This is a genomic window from Duganella vulcania (assembly GCF_009857655.1).
Taxonomy (GTDB): Bacteria; Pseudomonadota; Gammaproteobacteria; order Burkholderiales; family Burkholderiaceae_D; genus Rugamonas; species Rugamonas vulcania.
Genome location: NZ_WWCX01000025.1, coordinates 12,055 through 38,329 on the forward strand (window position 1 = coordinate 12,055; position 26,275 = coordinate 38,329).

A 26,275-nucleotide genomic window follows, 5' to 3' on the forward strand; every position below is an offset into this window, starting at 1 on the left:
ATCGGGGAGGAGGCAACATGAAGGACAACAAAAAAATACGCGACCCGAGGTTCTGGGTGCCCAGCCTGTACCTGGCGCAGGGCCTGCCGTTCTTCGCGGTGGCGATCGTCGCCAACCAGATGTTGAAGAGCATGGGCGTGCCCAACGACGAGCTCAATCACTGGACCGGCTTGATCGGCTTCGCCTGGGTGTTCAAGCCGCTGTGGAGCCCCTTCCTGGAACTGGCCAGCAGCAAGAAGCTGGTGGTGGTCGGCTTCCAGGTCTTCGGCGGCTTGTGCCTGGGCGGCGTGGCGCTGGCGCTGCACGCGCCGTTCTGGTTCGCGGCCTGCATGGCGATGCTCGCGCTGGTGGGCATCTCGTCGGCCACGCACGACATCTCGTGCGACGGCTTGTACATCGCCAGCCTCGATGAAAAAGGCCAGGCCAAGTATGCCGGCTGGACCGGCACCTTCTTCAACGCCGGCAAGTTCTTCACCACCGGCGGCCTGCTGCTCCTGGCCGGCCACTTCGAGAAGACGCTCGGCGTGGTGCCGGCATGGACCATCAGCTTCTGCATCCTGGCCGCCATCATGGTGGCGCTGGGCCTGTACAACAGCTGGGCGCTGCCGACCGCGAAAAACGCCGTCACCGCCGACACCAACGCCGGCGCCATCGCCCGCACGCTGTGGGAGGTGATCGTCGAGTTTTTCAAGAAGCCCGGCATCTGGGTGTCGATCGTGTTCATCATCCTGTTCCGCGCCGGCGAGGCGCAGGTGCAGTCGATCGGCCCCTTGTTCCTGCGCGAGGCGCGCCACCTCGGCGGCCTGGGGCTGACCACCGCCGAAGTGGGCGCCGTGTACGGCACCGTCGGCACCGTGGCCTTCGTGGTCGGCAGCATCGCCGGCGGCTACTTCACCTCGTGGCTCAGTCTCAAGCGCGCCATCCTGTGGCTGATCCTCGCGGTCAACCTGCCCAACGTCGCGTTCTACCTGCTGTCCGTGTTCCAGCCCACCGAGCTGTCGGTGATCGGCGTGGCGCTCAGCGTGGAGATGTTCGGCTACGGCTTCGGCTTCGTCGGCCTGATCCTGTACATGATGCAGGTGGTCGCGCCGGGCAAATACCAGACCGCGCACTACGCCTTCTCGACCGGCATCATGCAGCTGGGCTTTGTACTGTTTAAGCTGTTCAGCGGCGACATCCAGCTGTCGCTCGGCTACCAGCACTTCTTCGTGTGGGTGATGCTGTGCGCGATCCCGGTGGCGGTGCTGTCGCAGCTCATTCCGATGACCGCGCGCCCGCAGCCCGAGGAAGCGCCGGCGCCGCAAGCCGTGCGCGCGGGTTAAGCGGATGGCCAGCGTCAGCCTCAAACAGATCGTCAAGAGCTACGACAAGACGCCGGTCATCCACGGCGTCGACCTCGATATCGCCGACGGCGAATTCATGGTCTTCGTCGGCCCCTCCGGCTGCGGCAAGTCCACGCTGCTGCGCATGATCGCGGGGCTGGAGGACATCGGCGGCGGCACGCTGCACATCGGCGGCGTGCTGGCCAACGGCGTCGCGCCGGCGCAGCGCAAGCTGGCCATGGTGTTCCAGTCCTACGCGCTGTATCCGCACATGACGGTGTTTGAAAACATGGCCTTCGCGCTCAAGCTGGCCGGCCGCAAGCCGGCCGAGGTGGCTGCGGCGGTGGAGCGCGCGGCGGCCATCCTGCAGATCGCGCCGCTGCTCAAGCGACGGCCGAAGGAGCTGTCCGGCGGCCAGCGCCAGCGCGTCGCCATCGGCCGCGCCATCGTGCGCACGCCGGAGGTGTTCCTGTTCGACGAGCCGCTGTCCAACCTGGACGCCAGCCTGCGCGTGCAGATGCGGGTGGAGATCAGCCGCCTGCACCAGGAACTGAAGACCACCATGATCTACGTCACCCACGACCAGGTCGAGGCGATGACGCTGGGCCAGCGCATCGCCGTGTTCAACGCCGGCCGCATCGAGCAGGTCGGCACGCCGCATGAGCTGTACAACCATCCGGCCAACCTGTTCGTGGCCGGCTTCCTCGGCACGCCGAGGATGAACTTCATCGCCGGCGAAATCATCGCCGCGTCGTCGCGGCGCGCCAGCGTGCTGCTGCCCGGAGGCGCCATCGTCGATGTCGACGTCGGCGCCGGCCCGCGGCAAGGCGACCGCGTCACGCTGGGCGTGCGCGCCGAGCACCTGTCGATCGCCGATGAGCAGCAGGCCAACACGATCGACGCCGGCGTCGGCCACGTCGAGTACCTGGGCGACCAGTCCATCGTCTACGCCACGCTGGCCGGCATGGGCGGGATGATCGCCGTCAAACAGGGCGCCGAGGCGCCGCCGCTGCACCCCGGCGGCCGCGCGCGCGTGCATCTGCCGCCGGCGCGCTGCCTGCTGTTCGACGCCGAAGGCCGGGCATTGGCGCGCGCGCCGCTACACGCTTGAATTCGTGGTTTCGCCCCGTTTTATGTAACAATACGCGGGTTTACACTGTCGCGATGGCATGGCTTACCCGCCGGCCCTCTAATTTGTCTGATAGAAGGATAATTCATGTCCCACATTCGTCTCGCTCGTATTAGCCTGATCCTGGCCGCCATCGGCCTGAACGCCGTACCGGCCGTGCTGGGCATGTCGCCCGTCTACGCCGCCGAAGCCGCCAAACCGGTCGAGCCGCCGAAGGATACCGTGCGTCCCGAGATCTACAAGCTGATCGACCCGGCCCAGACCAAGGAACTGCTGGCGGCCAAGAACTACACCGAATTCAAGAACCGCATCGACACTTCGGCCGCCATGCCGAACGTGACGCCGTACGAGGCCTTCGTGCTGAACCAGATGCGCGTGCAGCTGGGCCAGGCCACCGGCGATTATCCCGCCACCGTCAAGGCGCTGGGCGAGATGATCGACTCCGGCCGCCTCAAGCCGGAGGACAAGCTGCGCTTCATCGACGCCGTCGCCGGCATCTACTACAGCAACATCAAGGACTACGACCAGGCCATCGCCTGGTTCACCCGCTACGGCACCGAGTCGGGCGACACGCTCAAGCAGCGCCAGTTTATCGTGCGCTCCTACTTCTTCAAGAACGACTTCGCCACCGCCAAGGCCGAGGCGCTGAAGGACATCGAGGCGGCCAAGAAGACCGGCGCCGTCCCGCCCAAGGATGAGCTGAACCTGCTGGGCAACGTCGGCATCAAGACCAAGGACACCGAGCTGTATCTGCAGGCGGTCGAGGAGCTGACCCGTTACTATCCTTCCGAGGACTACTGGTTCGACCTGCTCAACCGCACCCGCGGCAAGAAGACCTACGCGCCGCGCCTGGACCTGGACATCGCCCGCCTGAAGGCGCTGGCCGCGCCATCGAAGATGGAGCCTGAGGACTACGCCGAAATCGCCGAGCTGGCGGTGCTGGGCGGCTTCTTCACCGAAGCGAAGATCGCCATGGACAAGGGCTACCCCGGCGCCATCCCGGCCGACAAGAACAAGGCCGCGCTGCAAAAGATCCGCGACAGCGCCAACAAGGGCGCCGCCGACGATGCCAAGAACATCGACAAGGGCATCGAGTCCGCGCAGAAGTCCAAGGACGGTGTCGGCCTGGTCAACCTGGGCTACAACTATGTGACCCTGGGCCAGAAGGACAAGGGCATCGAGCTGATGAAACAGGGTATCGCCAAGGGCGTGGCCAAGAATCCCGAGGACGCCAAGCTGCGCCTGGGCTACGCGCTGGCCATCGCCGGCAAGAAGGACGAATCGGTCAAGCTGCTCGAGACCATCACCGGCAACGACGGCCGCGGCGACCTGGCGCGCTACTGGATCATGTTCCAGAACCCGCCGGCGCCACAGGCGGAAGCCAAGTAATCCAACGAAAACCGGCCTCGCGCCGGTTTTTTTATTTGCGCATCGCCGCCGACAGGGCGCGCAGCATCTGCTGGCCGCCGTCGGCGCTCAGCTCCCAGAACATCGCGCCGCGCAGGCCCTGCGCCTTGACGTAGCGGGCCTTCTCCTTGAGCGAGGCCGGATCCTCGTACGTGATCCATATGCCGTCCGCCGCGCGGTACAGGTACGGCGCCCTGGCCGCGCCGTTCCAGTGGCGCTTGAAGCCCTGGCCGCCCTCGTGGCCCGCCGTCAGGTAGCCCAGCTTGAGCAGCTGGCCGAAGCCGTACGCATGGCCGCCATCCACGCCGCCGCCGGCGCCGCCGGCACAGTCCTGGTACTGGCCGTCGCCAGCCGCGCCGGGCGCGCAGCCCTTCCATCCGTAGCCGTAGAACGGCACGCCCATCACCAGCTGCTGCGCCGCCACGCCAGCCCGCAGGTAGCGCTGCACCGATCCCGCCGCGTAGAAGCCGTCGGCCGTCACCGGGTCGGCGGGGTCGGCAAGCAGCGCGGCGTGGTGGCCGCTACGCTTCTCCCACGGCATGTGGTAGTCGTAGGCCATGATGTTGATCCAGTCCAGGCTTTGCGCCAGCTCCGCGATCCAGCCGCCGCCCGCGGCGCCGTCGTTGACGTAGTTGGCGTTGCCGCCGGCGGCGATGGTGATGCTGTAATGCTTGCGGTCCTGCTTACCCGCCACGTCGAAGGCCACGCGCAGTTCGCGCGCCAGCGTGATGAAGTTGCGCTTGTCGGCCGGCCGCGCGCACACCGCGCCCGCCACGCAAGGCACGCCGGCCTCGGTCGGGTATTCCCAGTCGATGTCGACGCCGTCCAGGCCGAAGCGGCGCATCAGCTTGACCGACGAGGCGACGAAGCTGGCGCGCGCCTCGGCGCTGTCGGCCACGTTGGAGAACTGGTTCGACCAGTCCCACCCGCCCACCGACACCACCACCTTGAAGTTCGGATGCTGCCGCTTCATCGCCACCAGTGCGCGCAGGTTGGCGCCATCCCTGGCGGCGTCGCGGAACACCAGCGCGCCGTTGGCCGCTTGCGCCTCGCCGGCCGCGTCCTGGCACGGCGCCACGTCGTTGACCGAGGGCTCAGGGTTGCCATGCTTGCCGTTCCAGCAGACGTCGAGGAAGGCGTACAAGGCCATCGTCAGCCGGCCGGCATCGACGTTGGCGGCGGTGACGGGGAAGGCGTCCGATTTCCAGCCGGGGTAGTAGCCGACGATTTCCGGCGCGCCGCCGGCGGTGGTGGCGCCGGCGATGGCGCCGGCGGGCAGCGCAGCGGCCAGTGCGGCAGCCAGGGTCCAGCGTTTCAGGCGATGGGTGTTCATAGATCCTTGCAAGGTTAGCCGGCGTTCAGTTCCGCCACGAAGTCGTACATGTCGCCGCGGAAGTAGGAGCGGCAGAACTCCACCGCGCGGCCGTCGCGCAGAAAGCCCAGGCGCTCGACCGCCAGGCCGGCGTCGCCCTCCTTGGCCTGCAGCAGCGCGGCCTGCTCGGCGTTGAGCAGCAGCGCGGACAAGCGCTGCAACGCGCGCACCGGCCGGTTGCCGGCCCGCTCCAGCGCGTCGTACATCGACACGTCGACCGCCTCCAGCGACGGCAGGCAGGACGCCACGATGGTCGCGTACTCCAGGCACATCGGCACGTCGTCGGCGTAGCGCATGCGGTGGAAGCGGTACACCGCCGCGCCGGGGCTGAGCCGCAGCCGCATCGCCTCGTCCGGCGTGACCGTGCCCTCCGAGCGCTTGAGCCACACGCTGCGCGGCGTGCGCCCGCGCGCCCGCATGTCCTCGGAGAACGAGGTCAGCTTGGCGAAGTTCTTCTCGATGCGGGTGTTGATGAAGTTGCCCGAGCCGGGCCGGCGCACCAGCACGCCCTCGCCCACCAGGCCGTCGATGGCCTTGCGCACCGTGATGCGCGAGATCGCCAGGTCGGCCGCCAGTTGGCGCTCGGCCGGCAGCGCGTCCTCCGGCTTGAGCAGATGCTGCTCGATGGCCGAGCGCAGCGCCCGCTGCAGGCGCTGGTACAGCGGCAGGTTACTGGTCTCACTGAGGTGCGCCCGGATGTGTACCAGTGCGGTGGTGGAATCGCTGCTCATGACGAAGTGGCCATCCTGTTTTGTCGTTGTCAATCGATAATACCAAAAAAAGACCAGCGTGCTGCCACCGCGCGTGGCGCGCGTGGCGAATATTTTCCGCCACCAGCCGCAAACCCGCATGAATGCTGGCTTCTAGGCTGTTGTAGCGCGGCACGGGCGGCCGCCATACCACCACATGGCCGGTATTCAATTGCCTTCCAGGCCACGTTGTGTATGCCGCATACAACATAACAAAAAAGAATTTTAAAGTGGTAGTGATCTGGTATTAAAAGACGGGTATATTGGCGTTGGATTGGTTTTGTAGGTGGTTTGGTAAGAAGTAAAAAAGAATTACACATCAACAATCAGTTGGCTCGGCGGAGCCTTCATCAACGGGAGGGTACATGTATCACAATTCAAATAACACCAAAATGTCCAAGCTGACGCCTATCGCGACGGCTGCGGCCATCCTGACACTGAGCGTCGCGATGAACGCCCAGGCGCAACAGGCCGCGGCCGACAAGGAGCCGGAGGTTGTCGTCGTCAGCGGCATCCGCGGCTCGCTGCAGCAATCGCTGTCGGTCAAGCGCAACGCGTCGAGCAACGTCGACGTGATCACCGCCGAAGACGTCGGCAAGATGCCGGACAAGAACGTCGCCGACTCGCTGCAGCGCGTGCCGGGCGTGAACATCTCCACCTCGGGCGCCGGCTCGGGCGGCTTCGATGAAAACGACCGCGTCTCGATGCGCGGCACCGCCCCCTCGCTGACCCAGACCCTGATCAACGGCCACGCCGTGTCGTCGGGCGACTGGTTCGTGCTGGACCAGGTGGGCGGCGCGGTCGGCCGTTCGGCCTCGTACTCGCTGCTGCCGTCCGAGATCGTCGGCCAGGTGGTGGTCTACAAGGCCCCGACCGCCGACCAGATCGAAGGCGGCTCGAGCGGCTCGATCGACATCCGCACCCGCCATCCGCTGGACTTCAAGCAGCCGATCTCGATGGAGGCCACGGTGCAGGCGGTGTACGCCACGCTGCCGGAGAAAACCGATCCGCAGGTGAGCGCGCTGTTCAACTGGAAGAACGAGGCCGGCACGCTGGGCCTGATGGTGCAGGGCTTCTCGGAAAAACGCAGCCTGCGCCGCGACGGCCAGGAGCTGCTGCAGTGGACCCAGGTGGCGCCAACCAACGCCGCCGTCAAGACCAATCCGGACCTGGCCAACGTCTGGTTCCCGCGCCTGATCGGCTCCTCGCTGTTCCAGCAGGAGCGCAAGCGCAAGGGCGGCCTGATCGACCTGCAGTTCAAGCCCAGCCGCGACCTGAGCCTGGAGGCCACCTACTTCCGTTCGAAGATGGACGCGTCCAACTACAACACCAACTACATGACCGACATGAACGGCTCGGGCATGCTGGGTTCGGGCGTGGCGCCTGATCCGGGCTACGTGGTGCGCAACGGCACGCTGGTGTCGGCCTCGTTCGCCAACAAGGGCACGGCCGCCAAGCCGCTGCGCTACGGCATCGTCGACGACATCGTCCGCGAAGGCGCCTACGCCCAGACCGAGTTCTTCGACCTGGACGGCAAATGGCGCGCCACCGACAAGCTGGTGTTCACCGCCAAGGCCGGCGGCACCAAGGGCAAGGGCGTCACGCCTAGCCAGGGCGTGTTCGAGGGCGACGTCAACAACTCCGGCGCCAGCTATCAGTTGAATGGCCTGGGCAGCCCGGCCAACGTCAAGTTCCCCAACATCGACGTCTCCAAGTTCACCGGCACGCCGCTGGACTGGGTGTTCGGCGTCTCGCCGGCCACCACCGACGACAAGGAAACCTACGGCCAGATCGACGCCGCCTTCGCGCTCGACAACGGCGTGTTCCGCGAGATCAAGTTCGGCGTGCGCGGCACGCACCACACCCGCTCCAACTTCGAAGTGGCGCAGGGCCCGAACTGGTCCAACACCGACGTCGGCGGCAACACCACCAACCCGGCCTGGAACGGCACCACCTATCCCGGCAACTTCGGCAAGGACCTGGGCGGCGACTTCCCCAAAAACGTCTGGCTGCTGGACCCGGCGATCCTGAACGCCTGGGGCGACCTGCACTCCAACCGCGACGTCTCGCGCACCTACTACCAGGACATGTTCGACCTGAAGGAAAACACCAAGGCGATCTATGCCCAGGCCGAGATGGAAGGCGACGGCTGGAACGGCAACGTCGGCCTGCGCATCGTGCGCACCGAGGGCACCTCGAACGGCTACCAGATCCTGCCTAACCAGCCGGCCGGCGAAACGCTGCCAGCGTATCCATGGGGCGGCTTCGTCAAGAAGACCGCGATCGACAACAACAGCACCATCCCGCTGCCTAGCCTGAACCTGAAGTTCGACCTGCGCTCGGACCTGGTGGCCCGCGTCGGCCTGTCGCGCACCATGACCCGTCCTGACTACGGCGCGCTGGGCGGCGCCGTGATCCTGACCGACGAGACCCACACCGGCAACGGCGGCAACTCGGCGCTCAAACCGGTCAAGTCGAACAACCTGGACGCCAGCCTGCAATGGTACTTCGCACCGCGCGCCCTGCTGTCGGCCGGCGTGTTCTTCATGGACCTGCACGACTACGTCGGCTACGGCACCAGCACCGGTACCTTCATCGACACCCGCGCCTCGCAGGAGCAGAAGAAGCCCGTGTTCGCGACCTACAGCATCACCTCGCCGATCAACGTCGGCGCCAAGGTCAAGGGTCTGGAACTGGCGGCGCAGGTACCGGTGGGCATGGGCTACGGCTTCGACGCCAACGCCACCTTCGCCGACTCGCACCTGAACTTCGGTGCCTGCCCGGCGATGCAGACCTCGACCTCCGGCGATCCGTGCGACATGCTGGGCGCTTCGAAGACCACGGCCAACGCCGGCGTGTACTACGAAAACGACAAGTTCAACGTCCGCCTGAGCTACGCATGGCGTTCGGCCTTCCTGGCCGCCCAGGACCGCGGCACGCCGCTGTACCAGGACGCCACCGGCACCGTGTCGGCCTCGTTCAACTACAACATCAGCAAGAACATCGTGCTGACGCTCAGTGGCCAGAACCTGAACAACCCGATCCTGAAGAACTACATCTACAACAAGGACCAGCCGGCGCGCTTCTACGCCAACGGCGCGCAGTACTACGCTGGCCTGCACATCAAGTATTAATTCGTAACCGTTTCATTGTGTAGTCTGTTCCCGCCACGGCCGCTCCCGGCCCTGGCGGTTTTTTTTATGCGATCATACAAATCATGAACCCGATCACCGAATACCTGGACCTCGACCCGGCATGCTTCCACAGCGAGATCGCCTGCGGCTACCGTCCCGCCATCCTGCGCGGCTTCGTGCGCCACTGGCCGGCCGTGCACAAGGCGCGCCAGGCGCCGGAAGCGCTGTGCCAGTACCTGATGGAGTTCGACAGCGGCCATGAGGTGGATGCGGTGATGACGCCGCCGGACCAGCGCGGGCGGCTGTTCTACAAGCCGGGCATGGAGGGCTTCAACTTCGCGCGCAACAAAGTGCCGGTATCGAAGGTGATCGAGCAGCTGGCGCGCTACTCGCAGTTCGAGGCGCCGCCGTCGGTGGCGATTCAGAGCGCGCTGGTCGACGACTGCCTGCCAGGGTTCGCGGCGCACAACGTGGCGCCGGCGCTGCCGCCGTCGGTGCGGCCGCGCCTCTGGCTGGGCAACACCATCACCACGCCGGCGCACTTCGACGAATCGTACAACCTGGCCTGCGTGGTCAGCGGCGAGCGGCGCTTCACGCTGTTCCCGCCCGGGCAGGTCGGCAACCTGTATATCGGCCCGCTGGATTTCGCGCCCACGCCGACGCCCATCAGCATGGTCGACTTCCGCGATCCGGATTACGCGCTGCATCCGCGCTTCGAGCAGGCGATGGAGGCGGCGCTGGTGGCCGACCTGCTGCCGGGCGACGCGCTGTTCATCCCGCCGCTGTGGTGGCACCACGTGCAATCGAACGGCATCCTGAACATGATGGTCAACTACTGGTGGAAGAACGAGCAGCCGGCGCCGGACGCCGGCACCACCTTCGAGGCGCTGGTCGCCACGCTGCAAAGCATGAAGCACCAGCCGCCCGAACTGCGCGCAGCATGGGGCGCGATCTTCCAGCATTACGTGTTCGATCCGGCGCAAGACCCGTCGGCCCACATCCCCGCGCACAAGCAGGGCGTATTGCACAACGCCCGCCCGCGCCCAGCCACTGGAGCAGTCGATGAACCTGAATAAGCAACTGGGCGCCTTGCTGGTACTGGCCACCATCCTGTCCGGCGCGGCGGCGCAGCAGCTGCCCGCGAACGTGCTGGCGGCATGGGACCACGACGAACACCCGGACCTGCGCAGCATCCTGGTGATGCGCAACGGCGCCATCGTCGCCGAGCGCTATTACAACGGCGAGACCGCCGACACCCTGCACGATGTCCGCTCGGCGGGCAAGAGCATCACGGCGCTGCTGGTGGGCGCGGCGGTCGACCAGCGCAAGATCGGCGCCGCGACCGACAAGGTATCCCAATACTGGAAGGCCGCCGGCCAAGCGGCCTTCGCCGGGGTGACGCTCGATAACGTGCTGACCATGCGCTCGGGATTGGACGCGTTCGACGACGACCCCGCCTCGTCCGGCAATGAAGACAAGATGGACGAAGCGGCCGATCCCGTTGCCTTCACCTTGGCCACGCCGATGAAGACCACGCCGGGCACACAATACCGCTACAACTCGATGACCGCCTACCTCGCCGGCCTGACCGTCGAACAGGCGACCGGCACGGACCTCGAACAATTCGCGCGCGTGAACCTGTTCGCTCCACTCGGCATAGCAAACTGGCGCTGGGGGCGCGACGCCGCAGGCCACGTCAAGGGACAAGGCAACCTGTCGATGCGCACGCGCGACCTGGGCGCGATAGGCCAGATGGTGTTGGACAAAGGCGTCTACCAGGGCCGCCGAGTGCTCAGCGCCGCATGGATCGAAGCCATGCTGGCCCCGCATGTGGACATCGGCTCAGGGGACCGCTACGCCGATCACTATGGCTATTTCTGGTACGCCAAAACCCAGTCCGTCGGCGGACGCCAGATCCCCGTGTACTTCGCATCCGGCAACGGCGGCAACAAGATTTATATCGTTCCCGCGCTGCGGTCGGTGGTCGTCGTCACCTCCAGCGCCTACGGCAAAGGCTACGGCCAACTGCGCTCCGAAAACATCCTGAAAGCCGTGCTGGCGGCCAGCGAATAGCGCCGCGCGGCCGGCCTACAGCGTCGGCAAAATCTTGAAGCCGCCGTCAGGCGCAGCCCGCTCCATCGTCTCCTCGACGGCGACATTCGATACCGTGGCGGCCGGCGGCCCGCGCCTCGCCCAGGCGATGATGGCCTCCACGGCTTTCGCCTCGCCCTCCACCGCCGCCTCCACCGAACCATCGCGCCGGTTGCGCACCCAGCCGGCCAAGCCCAGCGCCTTCGCCTGCCCGGCAAACGAAGCGCGATACCCGACACCTTGCACCCGTCCCTCTATCATCAGTCGAATCACGACACCTCCAAAATTTCCAACAGAATACAGGGTGGGGGCCTATCTGCACGGCCCTTGGACAGACCTCACTGAATTGGCTCTCTGGTTTGCTCTATTTCCGTCATTTCCGAACTCTTTTTTTTGGCGCTGGTCCAACAGAGAGAAATAGAAGGCGACAGCAAAAACCAGACAGGAGAATCAGTAATGAATACCCCAAGGTCTCAAAAAACGTCCCCCCAGGTCCCTCCCGCCGCGTATGACGAGCTCTGCGATTTCCTGCGCCAGAGCGGCAGCCCGCTGACACCCGCCGAAGCCCTCGCCGGCGCCATCAAACTATGGATAGCGAAGAGCCGCGAAGACGCGGCCCCGGTGCGCGGCTATCAATGGAAGCAGCTGTTCCTGCCCGACGGCACGCGCCTGCGCGTGCACAGCGGCGACACCTGGCAGGGCGCCGACGTGATCGGCGACGACCTCATCTTCCGAGGCGAAGCAGTCTCGCCGAATCAGATGGTACAACAAACCTGCGGCGACGCCCGCAATGCCTGGCTGGAACTCTGGATACGCTTCCCTGGCGAAAAGAACTGGACCAAGGCCGCCCAGTTGCGCGCCCGCCAGAACCAACTGGCAGCCAAGGCGCCCATGACGCCGGCGGAGGCGATGGCCGCCGCGGCCAAAGCGATGAGCGCCGCATTGAGCACTGCGCTGACGCTGGTCGAACACGCGAACCACCAGTCGCAGAACACGCTGGAGCGCCGCTTGCCGCGCTACCGCCGCGCGCACGACCAGCTGGACGACATCCATTAGCCTTGCCAGTCCGAACAGTTAGATGGTCTGGCCGCCCGATACCTCGATCCGCTGGCCGGTCACCCAGCGGTTGTCCTGGCCGAGCAAGCTCGCCACCATCGGGCCGATATCATCGGGCACGCCGACCCGCCCGAGCGCGGTCATCCCCGCGAATTGCTGGTTGAGGTCGGGCATATCGCGCACCGCGCCACCCAGGAAATCCGTCTCGATCGCGCCTGGCGCCACGGTGTTCGCCGTGATGCCGCGACTGGCGAATTCCTTGGCCATATACAAGGTCAGGATCTCAACCGCGCCCTTCGCCGCGGAGTAAGCGGAGAAGCCTGCGAACGACACGCGGGTCAAGCCCGACGAAAAATTGACGATGCGTCCGCCATCGGCAAGCAAGGGCAGCAATGCCTGGGTCAGGAAGAAAACACCCTTGACGTGCGTATCGAACAGCGCGTCGAACTGCGCTTCCGTGGTATCGGCAATGCTTGCCATGTCGCCCTGCCCCGCATTATTGACCAGGTGATCGAAATTGTTTCGTCCCCAGATCGAGCGCAGCGCAGCGCCCACCTGTTCGGCAAAGCGCGCAAACGACGCGATATCCGTGACGTCCAGCTGAACCGCGACCGCCTTGCGGCCCAGCGCTTCGATTTCGGCGACGACCGCCTTTGCTTCGCTCGCGCCCGAGCGATAAGTCACGATCACATCCCCGCCCCGGGCTGCGATACTGATGGCGGTATTGCGGCCCAGGCCGCGGCTGGCACCGGTTACAAGTGAAATAGTGGACATCGGTAAATCCTTTCATGTTGAGTATCAGGAGATGCCCATCATGGCGCCGCACAAGCAAGACATGTTGCGCGATCGGACGTATCTTTTGCCTATTCCTCCAATCACGGACCGGTGCGTGCTGGCATCGGCCTTCCGCGCTATTGCCAAGCGGTGCTGCCTTCGCTAAGCTGCAAGCATGGACACGACACTATTGGAAGTTGCGCGTCGTTATGCGAACGCCCATGTGGACGCCGACGGGGTTGCCCGAACGCCCATTCCAGGGCTGGTCGTCCTTCGTGAAAACGCCCCCACGCCGCTGCAATACGCCATCTCGAAACCCTTGGTCGCCCTGGTACTTCAAGGCGGCAAGCGGGTCAGCACAGGGGCGCGCACCTTCGATTTTGGCGCGGCCGAATCGCTGTTGATCACGGCCGACGTGCCCACCGTCAGTCAAATCACCAAAGCGTCGCTCGACAAACCGTATTACTCCATCGTGGTCGAACTCAATCCTGTCGTGATCAGCGCCCTGCTTGACGACATTGGAACCGCCCCTTTCATGGCGGGCATGCCTGTCCGTGTCGATCCGACCGAGGTGGAGGTGGCCGACACGGCGAACCGCTTGCTGCGCCTGCTGGATCGCCCGGCCGCGCTGCCGGTGCTGCGCGATCAGCTGGTACGCGAATTGCACTACTGGCTGCTGTGCGGACAGCATGGCGGAGCGGTCCGCGCGCTGGGTGTGAACGACGGCCACGCGGGACGTATCGCGCGGGCCGTGGAGATGATACGTTCCAGTTTCAGGACACCGCTGCGCATGGAACAACTGGCCGACGCGGCCGGGATGAGCATGTCGGCCTTCCATGCCCATTTCCGTTCGGCGACATCGCTGTCACCGCTTCAATTCCAGAAGCAGTTGCGGCTTATTGAAGCGAGGCGAACAATGCTGGCCGATGGCGCGACGATCGCCAACGCGGCATTCGCAGTGGGCTACGAAAGCGTCCAGCAATTCACGCGCGAGTACAGCCGCGTGTTCGGCCAGCCGCCGGGCCGCGATATCCGCACAGCCCGGATGGCAAGCCGTTCGGCCCTCCCGCTACGCGGCTAGCGTCCGGCGCCTTTCGCCTTGGCCTCGTCGCCCGCCATCACCACCGTCAGCTTGGCCGGATCGATCGCCTTGCGGAAGGCGGCGTTGACCTGCTCCAGCGTGGCCGCCTTCAGCTTGTCCTCGTACTCCTTGCTCCAGCTGTAGGTGCGGTTCATGTACAGGTTGCGCGTCCAGCCGGCGGCCAGCACACTGTCCTTCGACCGGTTCTGCACCCGCTGCTGCAACAGGCCGGATTTGGCGCCCGCCAGTTCTGCCGCAGTGAAGCCGCCCTTCACCGCGCGCTCCAGCTCCTGGCGGATCGCCGCCTCCAGCTTTTGCAGGTTCTGCGGCGCGGCGATGGCATCGATGCCGAAGCTGCCGGCGCGGTCGATCTCGCCGGGCTGCAGGCCGGAGCCGCCGCCGTACGACAAGCCATCCTTCTGGCGGATACGGTCCATCAGCCGCGATTTCAAACCGCCCTCGCCGAAGATATAGTTGGCCAGGTCCAGCAGCGGATAATCCGGATCGTTGACGTTCAGGTCCAGGTTCATGCGCGCGGTGTAGAAGCCGTTCTCCTTGTCCGGCGCGTTGATGGTCTTGTGCAGCGGCGCCCTGTCCTCGTTGGTCGACGTGACCGGCGCGTAGGCGACTTTGCTATCCCAACCTGAGAAGCTGTCGGCGATGGTCTTGCCGATCGCCGCCTTGTCGAAATCGCCGACGATCGCCAGCTCGCCGTGATTGGCGCCGTAGTAGTCGCGATGGAACGCGACCACGTCCTCCAGCTTGAGCGCCTTCACCGCCGCCAGCTGCTCGTCAACAGACATCGGCGCGCGCACGTCGCCCTTCGGATAGTGGTTGAAATACAGGTCCACCTCCGTGCGCGCCAGCGCCTGCGGCTCGTTGCGCGACGCCTCGATCGCCACCAGCCATTGCTGGCGCAACTGCTCGAACTCCGACGCCGGGAAGCTGGCCTCCTTCAGCACATGCGCCACCAGCCGCAGCGCCGCGTCCAGGTTCGGACCGGTGGTGTCGAAGCGATACAGGCTGCCGGAGATCTTCAGCTTGGCGAAGGCGTCGGCCAACTGCTCGCGCGTGTACTTGCTGGTGCCGCGCATCAGCATCTCGTTGGCGGCGTTCGACACGATGGCCGTGTTGAACAGGTTCTTCTCGTCGCCCCAATGCAGCTGCAGGTCGACCGACACCGCCTCGCCGCGGTTCTTCTTGCTCAGCAGCGCGACCTTCAATCCGCCGATGGTCTTGATCTCGGTGCGCGCGTTGATGTTGGCCTGGCTCGGATCGAACACCTCGGACGTCAGCACACTGTCCTTGCCCTTGAAATCCTTCATCACCTGCGCCACCGAAGGCGCGGCCGGGATCTCCGCGCGCTGCGGCGCATCCTCCGGCACGAAGCTGCCCACCACGCGGTTGTCGCGCTTCAGGTAGCGCCCCGCCGCAGCCGCCACCTGCTCCGGCGTGATGGTCGGCAGCTTGTCGCGGCCCTCGAACAGCAGGCGCCAGTCGCCCAGCGCGATCTCCTCCGACAGGCTCACGCCCACCCGCTGCGGATCGTTGAGCGACTTCTCGATGCCGTTGGCGAAATTGCGCCGCGCGCGCTCCATCTCCTCGGCCGTCGGCGGCGTGCTGGCGAAGCCCTCCACCGTCGCGATCAGCGCATCGCGCACCGGTTCCAGCGGCTGGCCCGCCTTCACCACCGCGCCGATGATCTGCAGGCCCGGCGCATAGCCGGTCTGGCCAAAGCTGAACACCTGCGCCGCCTTGCCGCTCTCCACCAGTACCTTGTGCAGGCGGCCGGTCGGCGTGTCGCCCAGGATCTCGGACATGAAACTGAGCGCGTCGCTATCCTGCTGCAAGGCCGATGGAATCTTGTAGCCCAGCGCGATCACCTGCATGTCGCCCTTGCGCCGCACCACGAAGCTGCGCTCCCCGTCCTGCGTCGGCTCGACCGTCCAGAACGGCGGCAGGCTGCGCTTGGGTTTCGGGATCACGCCGAACGATTTGCCGATCCAGGCCAGCGTCTGCGCCGGATCGAATTTGCCCGCCACCAGCAGCACCGCGTTGTCCGGCTGGTAGTAGGTGCGGTAGAAGGCCTGCAGGTTCTCGATGCGCACGTTCTCGATGTCGCTGCGGTTGCCGATGGTGGAGCGGCCATACGAGTGCCAGTCATACGCCACGCTCTGCATGCGCTTGAGCAGCACCGAGAACGGATCGTTCTCCCCGCTCTCATACTCGTTGCGCACCACCGTCATCTCGGAATCGAGGTCCTTGCGGGCGATGAAGGAGTGCACCATGCGGTCGGCCTCCATGTCCAGCGCCCATTTCAGGTTGTCCTGGCTGGCCTGGAACACCTCGTAGTAGTTGGTGCGGTCGTAGGAGGTGGTGCCGTTGAACTCCATGCCGCGGTTGGCGAATTCCTGCGGGATGCTGCGGTTCTTCGGCGCGCCCTTGAACATCATGTGTTCCAGCAGGTGCGCCATGCCGGTCTCGCCGTAGTTCTCGTGCCGCGAGCCGACCAGGTAGGTGACGTTGACCGTCACGGTGGGCTTGGAGGCGTCCGGGAACAGCAGCACCTTCAGGCCGTTCGGCAGCCGGTACTCGCTGATGCCCTCGACCGACGGTCCCTTGACCACGCCGGCCGGCAAGGCCTGCGCCCACGCGCTGCCGGTGGCGACAAAGGATAGGCCGCACAGCATCAAGCTGGCGGCGGCGGCGTGTTTCAAGCGGCTGTTGTGCATGGTCTCTCGTGAAAAAAACTGAAGAACAGGCAGCATACGCCCTCCCCCGCCCTCGTGGGTAGGCGTTTAAGCGAATTTTAAATGACGGGAATCAGGCCTTTTCAGGCAGGATGCAGGCGTCGACCATTTGCAGGTCGTTGTCCTTGGCGAAGGAGATGACGAAGTGGTAGGCCAGCGGTTCGAGCTGGCGCAGCTTGCCGTTCACCACCACCGACTTGACGCCGTCGATCACGGTCGGCGTCACGTAGGGCGAAAACTGCAGGTGGGAGTCGCGGCCGCCGCCGTAACCTTCCGGCTTGAAGCAGGACATCACCCCGCACAGGCGCTCGGCCCAGTCGCTGGGACGGAACTGCCGGCCATTGCTGGTGCGGCCAAGGATGAAGAACGAATCCAGCTGTTCTGACGGTTTGAGGGCTGACTCTGCCATGGGCGGCTGCTTAGGAGTAGATACTTGTTGGTAACAAGAATGCGTGAATAATCCCGACTGGTCGCTCGGGCGGATATCATTCTGTAAGAATCTTACGTATTATATCTTATAGAAGACCTGAATACGTAAGTCATTGATTCCTATCCGGTTTTCAGCGCGATTAACCACTTTGGTGCAGAAAGATCATCTTTCCGCACCACAGCAATGCCGCTATTGTACCTGCGATTGCGCCGAGTTATGGCGTCGCTCCGAGCCACACCGCGCCCGACAGCAGCAATAACAACATCATCCACAGCAGCAGCGCGCGCCACACCAGGCCCACCGTGCTCTGCAGCGCACGCACGCTCGGCTCCTCGCCCGGCAGCATGTCCGGCTCCTCGTCGCCCAGGTCCACCGTGGCGGCATCGGCCGGCAACAGCTTGGCCGCGTTCTCAGCCGGCGTGCCCAGGCGCACGCCCATGGCGCCGCCGCCGGCCGACAGGATGATGCCGATCGCCTCGTCCGCCCAGCGGTGGGCGAAGTTGCGCCAGGCGTAGATCGCGTCCTCGAAGTTGCCCACCACGGCGAACGCCACGGCGGTCAGGCGCACCGGGATCCAGTCGATCCAGTAGAAGGCGCGCGCGGCAAACTGGCCGAAGGCCTCGTTGCGCATGTGCTCGGGCTCGTTCCAGGCGCGCGCCAGGTGCTCGGCCACGCGGTACATCACCGCGCAGGCCGGGCCCAGCGGCATCAGGAACCAGAAGAACACCCCGAACACATTGCGGTGCGTGGTGATCAGCGACTTCTCGACGGCCAGGCGGGCGATCTCGGACGCCTCCATGCCCACCGTGTCCTGCTTGGTCCACTCGGCCAGCAGCGCGCGCGCGGTGGCGTCGTCGCCGGCGTTGAGCGCCAGCTGGATCGAGGTGAAATAGTGGCTGTAGTGGCGGAAGCCCAGCGTCAGGTAGACGATCAGCACGTTCCAGGCGAAGGCCGCCAGGAACCAGTTGTAGTGCTTGAGCACCCAGTAGATCAGCGCGGTCGGCACCATCAGCATGGCCATCATCAGGAACCAGCCCATGCGGCCGTGGGTCGAATCGCCGGCGTTGAACCAGATCTCCATCCGCAACGCCAGGCGCTTGATTTCAGCGTAGATCGGATTGTCTGCGCGCAGCGGCTTCATTTGCTCGATCAGCAGCGCGCATAGAATGGAAAGAAATGTCATTAAGAATCCTTTGAGTCGGCAATGCCTTGATGCCCGCTACGATAGCGTAGTGTGACTATGCGCGCAAGAAATGGAACAGGTTGCGCAGCATGCCGGCCGTCGCGCCCCAGATGTAATAGTCGCCGTACGGCATCGCGTAAAAGCTGCGCCGCCCGCCCGGCAGCTGCACCGACAGGCGCTGGTGGTTCAGTCCATCCATCAGGAAGGCCAGCGGCACCTCGAAGATTTCCGCCACCTCGGACGGATCGGCGGTCAGCTCGAACGGCGGCGCCACCAGCCCCACCACCGGCGTCACGCAATAGCCGGTGCCGGTCAGGTAGCGCGGCAAGGTGCCCAGCACGTCCACATGGCGGCGCGCCAGCCCGATCTCCTCCTCCGACTCCCGCAGCGCGGTGTCGACCGCGTCGCTGTCGTAATCCTCGGCGCGGCCGCCGGGAAAGCTGATCTGGCCGGCGTGGTCGGTCAGGTGGTCGGTGCGCTGGGTCAGCAGGATGGTCAGGCCGCTCTCGCGCGGCACCAGCGGGATCAGTACCGAGGCCGGCGTCGGCGTCGGCCGCTGCGACAGGCTGCCCAGCGATTCCTCGGCGCCCTCGGGCGTCCACAACGGCGGCGCCGTGAAGCGCCCGCGCAGCCACTGGGACGTCAGGCGCTCCGGCGACACGGCGGGTTCGCCCGCGATGGCGTCAATCGGTAATTGCTGGGGGTCGAACAAGGGCTTGGCCAAACGCTACCTCCACGAATGTAAAAAAGGGGCACCGATGGCGCCCCTTCTATCCAAACACAAACGCGGCTATTAAGCAGCGGTTGCTTTCGCCACTGGGCGACGGTTTGGCAGTTTTTCCTTGATACGTGCCGATTTACCGGAACGATCACGCAGGTAGTACAGTTTAGCGCGACGTACGTCACCGCGGCGTTTCACTTCGATCGAAGCGATCAGCGGGGAGTACAGCTGGAAGGTACGCTCGACGCCTTCGCCGGACGAGATCTTGCGAACGATGAAGTTCGAGTTCAGGCCACGGTTGCGACGGGAGATGACCACGCCTTCGTAAGCCTGGGCGCGCTTGCGGGTGCCTTCGACTACGTTAACGTTGACGATCACGGTATCGCCAGGTGCAAAGTCAGGGATGCTTTTGCCCAGGCGAGCGATTTCTTCTTGCTCGAGTTGTTGAATCAGATTCATTTTTATGACTCCATAAACCATCATGCTGGCGCGCTATGAGACTAAGCTCGATGCCCAGTAGAGGATGGGGTTAAAACACGCGGGCGACATGCCCGCTAGCTACAACAACAGGTTTACAAACCTGCCAAAAACTTTTCATCAAGCTTGGTGAGCAGCCCCGCCTCACGCGCCTTGACCAGCAAATCCGGGCGCTTGCGCGCGGTCGCCTCCAGCATGCGCTGACGGCGCCATTTCTCGATCTCGGCGTGGTTGCCACCCATCAGCACCGGCGGCACGCCCACACCCTCATACGTTTCCGGCCGCGTGTAGTGCGGCGAATCCAGCAGGCCGTTGACGAAGCTGTCCTCGACCGCCGACGCATCCGTGTTCAGCACGCCGGGAATCTGGCGGATCACGGCATCCATCAAGGCCATCGCCGGCAGCTCGCCGCCGGACAGCACGAAATCGCCCAGGCTGATTTCCTCGTCGACGCAGCGGTCCAGCAAACGCTGGTCCACCGCCTCGTAGCGGCCGCACAGGATCACCAGGCCGGGTTCCTGCTTGAGCTGCATCACGCGCTCGTGCGTCAACTGCTTGCCCTGGGGCGACATGAACACCACGCGGGGCGCGGGCAGACCGGCATCGGTCTGGCGCTGCTTCGCCGCGTTGAGCGTCGCTTCCAGGGGTTTGGCCAGCATCACCATGCCGGGGCCGCCGCCATACGGGCGGTCATCCACGGTGCGGTGATTGTCCGTCGTGAAATCACGCGGATTCCACAACGACAAGCCACATTTATTCTGTTCAAACGCGCGCCGGGTGACACCCGACTGCGTCAGTGCGGCGAACATTTCAGGGAACAGGGTCACGACATCGAATTGCATGGCGGGCCGCCCTTATGTTCTTTAATAATCAAGGCCCCAGTCGACAGTGATCTTCTTGGCGGCCTTGTCTACCTTGATGATAAACGCGTCCACAAATGGAATCAGGCGCTCCTGCGCCGCAACCTCGGGATCAGCATCCGGCGTCGCGGCTGGCTGTATGCGCAAGATCGACTGCGGACCATTGCTCATCATGTCAGTCACCGTACCGAGGTGCTCACCTTGCAAATTCTCTACATCCAGACCGATCAACTCGGCCCAGTAAAACTCATCGTCGGACAAGGCCGGGAAACGACTGCGCGGAATCGAGACAGCGGCGCCCTTGAGCGCTTCTGCGACGTTCCGGTCGGTCACTCCCACCAGCTGTGCCACCACGTCGCCGCCATGCAGTTTGCACTGCTTGACATCGACATCGTGCAAGCCAGGCTTGTCGATCCACCAGGTTTTCACCGCGAGGAGTGCATCCGCATCTTCCGAGAAAGGACGGATCCTCACCCAGCCAGCGACGCCGTAGGCACCGAAGACAAAGCCTACCTGTGCCAGATCGTCGGGGACTTGCACCCCGGATGCATTCTTATCGGTCAAACCAGCAACCAGACTTAGGCAGCTTTGTTCGAAGCGACCAGGCGAGCCACGGTAGGCGACAGTTGTGCGCCAACCGATTGCCAGTGAGCCAGACGGTCAGCGGTGATGCGCAGAGCGACTTCACCACCGGATGCCATCGGGTTGTAGAAACCGATGCGCTCGATGAAACGGCCATCGCGGCGATTGCGCGAGTCGGTTGCAACGATGTTGAAGAACGGACGCTTCTTGGCGCCTCCACGAGCTAAACGAATAACGACCATAATATTTCCAAAAAGTGTGCTAGGACGGAAAAAGCCGCAAATTATAGCGCGCTTTGCCGCGAAGCAGCAAGCGTTAATGAAATAATCGGGCAATGTTGGGGTAATCGAAGATTATCCCCCGATCCGGCGTGCGGGGCAAGAGCCCCGACCATAAAAAAGGTCCGCCGGGGGCCGTATTATGACCGATACTGCATGTTTTCCGGCCACTGCTGAACAAACATGACTGTTTTGCACCACACTCCCCACAAAAACAAGACCTTCGCCACCCTGCTCGCCTTCCTGGTGGGCGGCCTCGGCCTGCAGCGCCTGTACCTGCGCGGCGCCCGCGACCCCTGGCTGTGGCTGCACCTGGCCGCCCTGCCGGCCGCAGCCGCCGTCTCGGCCGCCTGGCCGGACGCCGACGGCTTCTACAAGCTGCTGCCCATCATGGTCTCCGGCCTGGCCGGCTTCCTCGAGGCGCTGGTGCTGGGCCTGATGTCCGACGAAAAATGGGACGCCCGCTTCAACCCCGGCTCCGGCAAGCAATCGGACACCCACTGGCCGCTGGCCGTGGTGCTGGTGGCCTGCATGATGGTGGGCGCCGGCAGCCTGATCGCCACGATTTCCCGCCTGTTTGACTTGTTGTACACTGGTGGTTCCTACGGTTAACATAAGGAGAAAAAGCATGAACCGTTCTATTCTGATGGCGCTGGCCCTGGCCGGCCTGGCCACCACCGCCCAGGCGCAAACACCCAAAGAGCAATTCAACGCGGAATCCAAGCGCATCGCCACGCGCTACGCGGAAGACAAGAAGCTGTGTTCGGAGGAAAGCGAATCGGCCGCGCGCATGCAATGCACGCGCGACGCCAAGACCGAATACGACAAATCGATGGCGCTGGCCAAGGCCCAGCTCAAAGCCAGCCCGGCCAAGCCCGGCAGCTGCATGGAATGCGGCAAGGTCACCTCGGTCGTGGTCACCGACAAGGCCGGCGAAGGCAGCGCGCTGGGCCTGATCGCCGGCGGCGTGGCCGGCGCCCTGCTGGGCAACCAGGTCGGCAGCGGTCACGGCCGCGAGCTCGCCACGGTGGCCGGCGCGGCCGGCGGCGCCTACGCCGGCAAGAAGATCGAAGAGAACGCCAAGTCCACCAAACAGTGGACCGTGCACGTGCAATACGAGGACGGCAAGCAGGCCAGCTTCAACTTCGACCACGACCCGCGCATGCTCAGCGGCGACCGGGTCCGCAACGACAACGGCAACCTGGTCCGCAACTAGGCCCACATCGAAACAGCCTCCGGGCTGTTTTTTTATCACTGGAGATTTCGTGCATCCACCCGCCTTCCCCGTTCAATGGCAGCCGCTGGTAGACCAGGCCGCCACCACCCTGCGCGCACTGGCGCTCGACGAGCGCGCCAAGGAAAGATTCTGCAACGACCCTTTGCTGCGGCCGTACATGCACAAGGTGTCGCAACGCTACGTGGCCGGGCGCACCGTGGCCGAAGCCTTGCAGCGGGTCGAGCACATCATCGCCCAGGGCCATGCGGCCTCGGCCGAGTACATGGGCGAGAGCGTGCGCGACGAAGGCTTCGCGATGGCGGAGACGGAAGTGTTCATGGAACTGACCCGCGCCATCGGCCAGCGCAACCTGAACTGCTCGGTGTCGTTCGACCTGTCGCACGTGGGCCTGACGGTGGACCAGGAACTGGGCTACCGCAACGCCCGCCGCATCGCGCTGGCCGCCGCCGAGATCAACCGCGAAGTGATGATCTCGATGGAAGCGGCCGACCGCGCCGACGACATCTACGCCATCTACGCGCGGCTGCACAAGGAAGACGGCTTGCACAACGTCGGCATCACCGTGCCGGCCAAGCGCCACCGCACCGACCAGGACCTGCCGTCGCTAATGAAGCTCCCCGGCCGCATCCGCCTGGTGAAAGGCGCCTTCCTCGAATCGGAAGAGATTTCATATCACCGCAACAGCCCGGAACTGGCCGAGGCCTACCGCCGCCACGCGCGCGAGCTGCTGCTGAGCGGCCACAAGTGTTCGATCGCCACGCACGACCGCGGCATCCAGCAAGACCTCAGCGCGCTGATTTTGGAAGAGCGCATCGACCCGCGCTGGTTCGAATTCGAATCGCTGATCGGCCTGGGCACCGAGCAGATCGCCGAACTGCACGCGCGCGGCTTCCCCACCCGCGAGTACGCCGTGTTCGGCGACGAACACTTCCTGTACGTGCTCAACCGCATCGCCGAAGAACCGGTGCGCGTCTACCAGGCCATCATCGACGTGATGAACCCGAATCAGGCCGCGATGTCCACATAAGCGACCATGCTGGCCGGCGCGGGGATGGGCAGACCATCCTCGCGCATGCCATCGAGGTGGAAAACGATGGCTTCCCTGAGCGAGGACTCCGCTTCGGCCACAGTAGCGCCGGTGGCCACGCAGCCTGGCAAGTCCGGCACATAAGCCGAATAATTTCCATCGGCCTTTTCAATAACGATGGCGTAACGAACGGTACTCATTTTTTCAACCCTGCCTGCTTGAGAATACTGTTGAGCGTACCGGGCGCCAGATCGTCACTCGGCTTGCCGGGAACCGTAACCCGACCCGCTTTGACGGGATGCTTGAATTGACGATGGCTTCCCTGGATATTCACTATATCCCAACCGTCTTGCACCAGCATTTTAATTACGGCGCGCACCTTCATTCAGCCAGCTTAGCGAACCGGCCGCATGCCGCATCGACATGCCGCAAGCTTGGAAGGCCTTAGTCGTCTAGTGTGGCGTGGAAGTTGCTGCCGCCGCGTTTCCAGTAGGCGGCGGCGCGGATCTGGTGCTTGCCCAGGCCCTTCACGCCGACCAGCTCCTGCCGCACCGCCGCCATCGCCGACGCCTCGCCGGCGCACCAGGCGTAGCCGTCACCCTCCGGCAGTGCGAGCGCGCGCACAGCGGCGATCATCTCGTCATCGCTGCCGACCCAGCGCAGATCGACCTGCGCGCCGGTCGAAAATGGGGTCAAGTCTGACATTCGGACACGAGCCCTACCGTAAGCAGGCGCCTACGGCAGGGCTCGTGTCCGAATGTCAGACTTGACCCCAGTGTTTTAAGACGGGTTTAGAACTGGTCTTCGCTCAAGGCCAGCACGCCGGCGCTGCCGTCGATGATGGCGGTGCGCAGGCTCGAGGCTTGCGACAGGATGTGGTCGGCGAAGAAGCGCGCGGTGGCGATCTTGGCCTTGTAGAAGCTGGCGTCGCCTTCGTTGGCGTCCAGCTTCCGCTGCGCCACCAGCGCCGCGCGCGCCATCTGCCAGCCGCCCAGCACCAGGCCGGCCAACTTCAGGTACAGCACGCTGCCGGCAAACACGCCCTTGATGTCGCTCTTGACGTTGGCCACCACAAAGTCCACCACCGCTTCCAGGTCCTTGCTGCCGGACGACAGCTGCGCCAGGATGGCTTTGAAATCAGCGCTGTCCACGCCGGCCAGTTGCGCCTCGGTCGCGCGTACCTGGGCGATGATGCTCTTCGCCACCGCGCCGCCATCACGAACGGTCTTGCGGCCGACCAGGTCGTTGGCCTGGATCGCGGTCGTGCCTTCGTAGATCGTCAGGATCTTCGCATCGCGATAGTGCTGCGCCGCGCCGGTCTCTTCGATGAAGCCCATGCCGCCGTGCACCTGCACGCCGTCGCGCGTGACGTCCTGCGACATCTCGGTCGACCAGCCCTTGATCACCGGTACCAGATACTCGTACACCGCCAGGTTGGCCTTGCGCACTTCGGCATCGGCGTGGCTGTGCGCCACGTCGCTGAGGCCGGCGCCGACGTAGGCCAGCGCGCGCGCCGCCTCCGTCTGCGAACGCATCGACATCAGCATGCGGCGCACGTCCGGATGATGGATGATCGACACAGGACCCGCCGAACCGGCCAGGTCGCGCGACTGCACGCGGTCCTTGGCGAAGGCCACGGCCTTCTGGTAAGCGCGCTCTGCCAGGCCGATGCCCTGCATGCCGACGCCGAAGCGGGCCGCGTTCATCATGATGAACATGTATTCCAGGCCACGGTTCTCTTCACCCACCAGCGTGCCGATGGCGCCGCCATGATCGCCGAATTGCAGCACGGCGGTCGGGCTGGCCTTGATGCCGAGCTTGTGCTCGATCGACACGCAATGCGCGTCGTTGCGCGCCCCCAGCGAGCCGTCGGCGTTGACCAGGAACTTCGGCACGATGAACAGCGAAATCCCCTTCACGCCGGCAGGCGCGTCCGGCGTGCGTGCCAGCACCAGGTGCACGATGTTCTCGGTGAAGTCGTGCTCGCCGTAGGTGATGAAGATCTTGGTGCCGAACACCTTGTAGGTGCCGTCGCCCTGCGGCACGGCGCGGGTGCGCACGGCGGCCAGGTCGGAGCCGGCTTGCGGCTCGGTCAGGTTCATGGTGCCGGTCCATTTGCCCGACACCAGGTTCTCCAGGTAGATGGCTTTCTGCTCGTCGCTGCCTGCGGTCAGCAGCGCCTCGATCGCGCCATCCGACAACAGCGGGCACAGCGCGAACGAGATGCTGCCGGCGTTGAGCATCTCGATGCATGGCGTCGCCAGCAGCTTGGGCAGGCCCTGGCCGCCGAATTCCACCGGATGCTGCACGCCCTGCCAGCCAGCCTCGGCAAAGGCCTTGAAGGCTTCCTTGAAGCCCTTGGAGGTGGTGACCTGGCCGTCGTGCCACCAGCTCGGCTCTTTGTCGCTCGGATTGTTCAGCGGCGCCACCACGTTGGCGACGAACTTGGCGTTTTCTTCCAGCACGGCTTCGGCCGTGTCCGGGGTCGCGTCCTCATTGCCCGGCAGCGCGTTGACGCCGGCCAGGTCGGCCAGTTCGTTCATCACGAACAGCATGTCTTTCAGGGGTGCTTGATACGGCATCTTATGTCTCCAAGAAAAAGGCCACGGCAATCC

General features: G+C 64.6%; 27 protein-coding genes. 11 read left to right on the forward strand and 16 right to left on the reverse strand.

Translation table 11 applies throughout. The features are described from left to right. Positions 1–17: 17 nt before the first annotated feature. From GTP90_RS15790 to GTP90_RS15800, 3 genes are all read left to right on the forward strand, one after another. Positions 18–1,322, forward strand: a complete 1,305-nt coding sequence (locus GTP90_RS15790; RefSeq protein WP_161084451.1) for an MFS transporter — start codon at positions 18–20, stop codon at positions 1,320–1,322. A gap of 4 nt (positions 1,323–1,326) precedes the next feature. After that, positions 1,327–2,433 (forward strand): ABC transporter ATP-binding protein, encoded by a 1,107-nt coding sequence (locus tag GTP90_RS15795; protein WP_161084452.1) that lies wholly within the window; start codon positions 1,327–1,329, stop codon positions 2,431–2,433. A gap of 105 nt (positions 2,434–2,538) precedes the next feature. Next, positions 2,539–3,840 carry a hypothetical protein gene (locus tag GTP90_RS15800; protein WP_161084453.1) on the forward strand — a complete coding sequence of 434 codons (1,302 nt, stop codon included), beginning with the start codon at positions 2,539–2,541 and terminating at the stop codon, positions 3,838–3,840. 31 nt (positions 3,841–3,871) lie between these two features. On the opposite strand, the gene GTP90_RS15805 is transcribed toward GTP90_RS15800, so the two are convergent. Together GTP90_RS15805 and GTP90_RS15810 are read right to left on the reverse strand one after the other, a co-directional pair. Beyond that, on the reverse strand, positions 3,872–5,191 hold the full coding sequence (locus GTP90_RS15805; RefSeq protein ID WP_161084454.1) for a glycoside hydrolase family 18 protein: 1,320 nt from the start codon (positions 5,189–5,191) through the stop codon (positions 3,872–3,874). A gap of 14 nt (positions 5,192–5,205) precedes the next feature. After that, complete coding sequence (locus tag GTP90_RS15810; protein ID WP_161084455.1) at positions 5,206–5,961, reverse strand: GntR family transcriptional regulator; 756 nt, start codon at positions 5,959–5,961, stop codon at positions 5,206–5,208. Between the two features lie 383 nt (positions 5,962–6,344). Between GTP90_RS15810 and GTP90_RS15815 the strand changes: the two genes are divergently transcribed. The 3 genes from GTP90_RS15815 to GTP90_RS15825 all read left to right on the forward strand — a co-directional run bounded on the left by GTP90_RS15815 (position 6,345) and on the right by GTP90_RS15825 (position 11,186). Continuing rightward, on the forward strand, positions 6,345–9,113 hold the full coding sequence (locus tag GTP90_RS15815) for a TonB-dependent receptor (RefSeq protein WP_254451882.1): 2,769 nt from the start codon (positions 6,345–6,347) through the stop codon (positions 9,111–9,113). Between the two features lie 83 nt (positions 9,114–9,196). Continuing rightward, positions 9,197–10,189, forward strand: a complete 993-nt coding sequence (locus GTP90_RS15820) for a cupin-like domain-containing protein (RefSeq protein ID WP_161084456.1) — start codon at positions 9,197–9,199, stop codon at positions 10,187–10,189. After that, the gene (locus tag GTP90_RS15825) at positions 10,176–11,186 is read left to right on the forward strand and encodes a serine hydrolase domain-containing protein (RefSeq protein WP_217431980.1); all 1,011 of its coding nucleotides are present in this window, start codon (positions 10,176–10,178) and stop codon (positions 11,184–11,186) included. The genes GTP90_RS15820 and GTP90_RS15825 overlap by 14 nt, the downstream gene beginning before the upstream one ends. 15 nt (positions 11,187–11,201) lie before the next feature. Here GTP90_RS15825 and GTP90_RS15830 read toward each other — a convergent pair whose 3' ends face one another. Further along, positions 11,202–11,465, reverse strand: coding sequence for an acylphosphatase (locus GTP90_RS15830; protein WP_161084457.1), 264 nt, complete (start codon positions 11,463–11,465; stop codon positions 11,202–11,204). Between the two features lie 195 nt (positions 11,466–11,660). On the opposite strand from GTP90_RS15830, the gene GTP90_RS15835 reads away from it, so the two are divergent. Continuing rightward, entirely contained in the window at positions 11,661–12,260 is a 600-nt protein-coding gene (locus GTP90_RS15835) for a hypothetical protein (RefSeq protein WP_161084458.1), read from the forward strand. Positions 12,261–12,278: 18 nt separating this feature from the next. On the opposite strand, the gene GTP90_RS15840 is transcribed toward GTP90_RS15835, so the two are convergent. Then, the gene (locus GTP90_RS15840) at positions 12,279–13,034 is read right to left on the reverse strand and encodes an SDR family NAD(P)-dependent oxidoreductase (protein WP_161084459.1); all 756 of its coding nucleotides are present in this window, start codon (positions 13,032–13,034) and stop codon (positions 12,279–12,281) included. Positions 13,035–13,209: 175 nt separating this feature from the next. Here GTP90_RS15840 and GTP90_RS15845 point away from each other — a divergent pair, with 175 nt between their 5' ends. Then, the gene (locus GTP90_RS15845) at positions 13,210–14,115 is read left to right on the forward strand and encodes an AraC family transcriptional regulator (protein WP_161084460.1); all 906 of its coding nucleotides are present in this window, start codon (positions 13,210–13,212) and stop codon (positions 14,113–14,115) included. On the opposite strand, the gene GTP90_RS15850 is transcribed toward GTP90_RS15845, so the two are convergent. From GTP90_RS15850 to rpsP, 8 genes are all read right to left on the reverse strand, one after another. After that, positions 14,112–16,847, reverse strand: coding sequence for a M16 family metallopeptidase (locus tag GTP90_RS15850; protein WP_161084461.1), 2,736 nt, complete (start codon positions 16,845–16,847; stop codon positions 14,112–14,114). The two genes, GTP90_RS15845 and GTP90_RS15850, sit on opposite strands and share 4 nt — an antisense overlap. A gap of 91 nt (positions 16,848–16,938) precedes the next feature. Then, positions 16,939–17,274, reverse strand: coding sequence for a DUF3579 domain-containing protein (locus tag GTP90_RS15855; RefSeq protein WP_117015476.1), 336 nt, complete (start codon positions 17,272–17,274; stop codon positions 16,939–16,941). 235 nt (positions 17,275–17,509) lie between these two features. Then, positions 17,510–18,478, reverse strand: coding sequence for a CobD/CbiB family protein (locus GTP90_RS15860; RefSeq protein ID WP_161084462.1), 969 nt, complete (start codon positions 18,476–18,478; stop codon positions 17,510–17,512). Positions 18,479–18,533: 55 nt separating this feature from the next. Further along, positions 18,534–19,202: a CoA pyrophosphatase gene (locus tag GTP90_RS15865; protein ID WP_161084463.1), complete on the reverse strand. Its 669-nt coding sequence runs from the start codon at positions 19,200–19,202 to the stop codon at positions 18,534–18,536. Positions 19,203–19,271: 69 nt separating this feature from the next. Beyond that, positions 19,272–19,658: a 50S ribosomal protein L19 gene (gene rplS / locus GTP90_RS15870; RefSeq protein WP_008446022.1), complete on the reverse strand. Its 387-nt coding sequence runs from the start codon at positions 19,656–19,658 to the stop codon at positions 19,272–19,274. Positions 19,659–19,771: 113 nt separating this feature from the next. Continuing rightward, positions 19,772–20,518 carry a tRNA (guanosine(37)-N1)-methyltransferase TrmD gene (trmD, locus tag GTP90_RS15875; protein WP_161084464.1) on the reverse strand — a complete coding sequence of 249 codons (747 nt, stop codon included), beginning with the start codon at positions 20,516–20,518 and terminating at the stop codon, positions 19,772–19,774. A gap of 21 nt (positions 20,519–20,539) precedes the next feature. Further along, positions 20,540–21,100, reverse strand: a complete 561-nt coding sequence (gene rimM / locus GTP90_RS15880) for a ribosome maturation factor RimM (RefSeq protein WP_161084465.1) — start codon at positions 21,098–21,100, stop codon at positions 20,540–20,542. Positions 21,101–21,114: 14 nt separating this feature from the next. Further along, positions 21,115–21,360: a 30S ribosomal protein S16 gene (rpsP, locus tag GTP90_RS15885; RefSeq protein WP_117015471.1), complete on the reverse strand. Its 246-nt coding sequence runs from the start codon at positions 21,358–21,360 to the stop codon at positions 21,115–21,117. 219 nt (positions 21,361–21,579) lie between these two features. On the opposite strand from rpsP, the gene GTP90_RS15890 reads away from it, so the two are divergent. Genes GTP90_RS15890 through GTP90_RS15900 form a run of 3 tightly spaced genes read left to right on the forward strand, consistent with a single transcriptional unit; the run spans position 21,580 to position 23,660 of the window. Beyond that, positions 21,580–22,008, forward strand: a complete 429-nt coding sequence (locus GTP90_RS15890) for a TM2 domain-containing protein (RefSeq protein ID WP_161084466.1) — start codon at positions 21,580–21,582, stop codon at positions 22,006–22,008. A gap of 16 nt (positions 22,009–22,024) precedes the next feature. After that, on the forward strand, positions 22,025–22,612 hold the full coding sequence (locus tag GTP90_RS15895) for an outer membrane lipoprotein (RefSeq protein ID WP_161084467.1): 588 nt from the start codon (positions 22,025–22,027) through the stop codon (positions 22,610–22,612). A gap of 49 nt (positions 22,613–22,661) precedes the next feature. Beyond that, entirely contained in the window at positions 22,662–23,660 is a 999-nt protein-coding gene (locus tag GTP90_RS15900) for a proline dehydrogenase family protein (RefSeq protein ID WP_161084468.1), read from the forward strand. On the opposite strand, the gene GTP90_RS15905 is transcribed toward GTP90_RS15900, so the two are convergent. From GTP90_RS15905 to GTP90_RS15920, 4 genes are all read right to left on the reverse strand, one after another. Then, positions 23,639–23,860: a type II toxin-antitoxin system HicB family antitoxin gene (locus tag GTP90_RS15905; RefSeq protein ID WP_161084469.1), complete on the reverse strand. Its 222-nt coding sequence runs from the start codon at positions 23,858–23,860 to the stop codon at positions 23,639–23,641. The two genes, GTP90_RS15900 and GTP90_RS15905, sit on opposite strands and share 22 nt — an antisense overlap. Continuing rightward, positions 23,857–24,045: a type II toxin-antitoxin system HicA family toxin gene (locus GTP90_RS15910; protein WP_161084470.1), complete on the reverse strand. Its 189-nt coding sequence runs from the start codon at positions 24,043–24,045 to the stop codon at positions 23,857–23,859. The genes GTP90_RS15905 and GTP90_RS15910 overlap by 4 nt, the downstream gene beginning before the upstream one ends. A 59-nt stretch (positions 24,046–24,104) precedes the next feature. Then, positions 24,105–24,365 (reverse strand): siderophore-interacting protein, encoded by a 261-nt coding sequence (locus GTP90_RS15915; protein ID WP_254451883.1) that lies wholly within the window; start codon positions 24,363–24,365, stop codon positions 24,105–24,107. Between the two features lie 86 nt (positions 24,366–24,451). Next, a complete protein-coding gene (locus tag GTP90_RS15920; protein ID WP_161084471.1) occupies positions 24,452–26,242 on the reverse strand; it encodes an acyl-CoA dehydrogenase in 1,791 nt (596 codons plus the stop codon). Positions 26,243–26,275 lie beyond the last annotated feature (33 nt).

Bases quoted from the DNA above. Each gene is read 5' to 3' on its own strand.
- GTP90_RS15850 (WP_161084461.1), bottom strand. From the start codon at position 16,847: ATGCACAACAGCCGCTTGAAACACGCCGCCGCCGCCAGCTTGATGCTG.
- GTP90_RS15820 (WP_161084456.1), top strand. From the start codon at position 9,197: ATGAACCCGATCACCGAATACCTGGACCTCGACCCGGCATGCTTCCAC.
- rplS (WP_008446022.1), bottom strand. From the start codon at position 19,658: ATGAATCTGATTCAACAACTCGAGCAAGAAGAAATCGCTCGCCTGGGC.
- GTP90_RS15845 (WP_161084460.1), top strand. From the start codon at position 13,210: ATGGACACGACACTATTGGAAGTTGCGCGTCGTTATGCGAACGCCCAT.
- GTP90_RS15825 (WP_217431980.1), top strand. From the start codon at position 10,176: ATGAACCTGAATAAGCAACTGGGCGCCTTGCTGGTACTGGCCACCATC.
- GTP90_RS15860 (WP_161084462.1), bottom strand. From the start codon at position 18,478: ATGACATTTCTTTCCATTCTATGCGCGCTGCTGATCGAGCAAATGAAG.
- GTP90_RS15795 (WP_161084452.1), top strand. From the start codon at position 1,327: ATGGCCAGCGTCAGCCTCAAACAGATCGTCAAGAGCTACGACAAGACG.
- GTP90_RS15910 (WP_161084470.1), bottom strand. From the start codon at position 24,045: ATGAAGGTGCGCGCCGTAATTAAAATGCTGGTGCAAGACGGTTGGGAT.
- GTP90_RS15815 (WP_254451882.1), top strand. From the start codon at position 6,345: ATGTATCACAATTCAAATAACACCAAAATGTCCAAGCTGACGCCTATC.
- GTP90_RS15855 (WP_117015476.1), bottom strand. From the start codon at position 17,274: ATGGCAGAGTCAGCCCTCAAACCGTCAGAACAGCTGGATTCGTTCTTC.
- GTP90_RS15830 (WP_161084457.1), bottom strand. From the start codon at position 11,465: ATGATAGAGGGACGGGTGCAAGGTGTCGGGTATCGCGCTTCGTTTGCC.
- trmD (WP_161084464.1), bottom strand. From the start codon at position 20,518: ATGCAATTCGATGTCGTGACCCTGTTCCCTGAAATGTTCGCCGCACTG.
- GTP90_RS15895 (WP_161084467.1), top strand. From the start codon at position 22,025: ATGAACCGTTCTATTCTGATGGCGCTGGCCCTGGCCGGCCTGGCCACC.
- GTP90_RS15800 (WP_161084453.1), top strand. From the start codon at position 2,539: ATGTCCCACATTCGTCTCGCTCGTATTAGCCTGATCCTGGCCGCCATC.
- GTP90_RS15915 (WP_254451883.1), bottom strand. From the start codon at position 24,365: ATGTCAGACTTGACCCCATTTTCGACCGGCGCGCAGGTCGATCTGCGC.
- GTP90_RS15920 (WP_161084471.1), bottom strand. From the start codon at position 26,242: ATGCCGTATCAAGCACCCCTGAAAGACATGCTGTTCGTGATGAACGAA.
- GTP90_RS15840 (WP_161084459.1), bottom strand. From the start codon at position 13,034: ATGTCCACTATTTCACTTGTAACCGGTGCCAGCCGCGGCCTGGGCCGC.
- rpsP (WP_117015471.1), bottom strand. From the start codon at position 21,360: ATGGTCGTTATTCGTTTAGCTCGTGGAGGCGCCAAGAAGCGTCCGTTC.
- GTP90_RS15905 (WP_161084469.1), bottom strand. From the start codon at position 23,860: ATGAGTACCGTTCGTTACGCCATCGTTATTGAAAAGGCCGATGGAAAT.
- GTP90_RS15810 (WP_161084455.1), bottom strand. From the start codon at position 5,961: ATGAGCAGCGATTCCACCACCGCACTGGTACACATCCGGGCGCACCTC.
- GTP90_RS15890 (WP_161084466.1), top strand. From the start codon at position 21,580: ATGACTGTTTTGCACCACACTCCCCACAAAAACAAGACCTTCGCCACC.
- GTP90_RS15790 (WP_161084451.1), top strand. From the start codon at position 18: ATGAAGGACAACAAAAAAATACGCGACCCGAGGTTCTGGGTGCCCAGC.
- GTP90_RS15835 (WP_161084458.1), top strand. From the start codon at position 11,661: ATGAATACCCCAAGGTCTCAAAAAACGTCCCCCCAGGTCCCTCCCGCC.
- GTP90_RS15805 (WP_161084454.1), bottom strand. From the start codon at position 5,191: ATGAACACCCATCGCCTGAAACGCTGGACCCTGGCTGCCGCACTGGCC.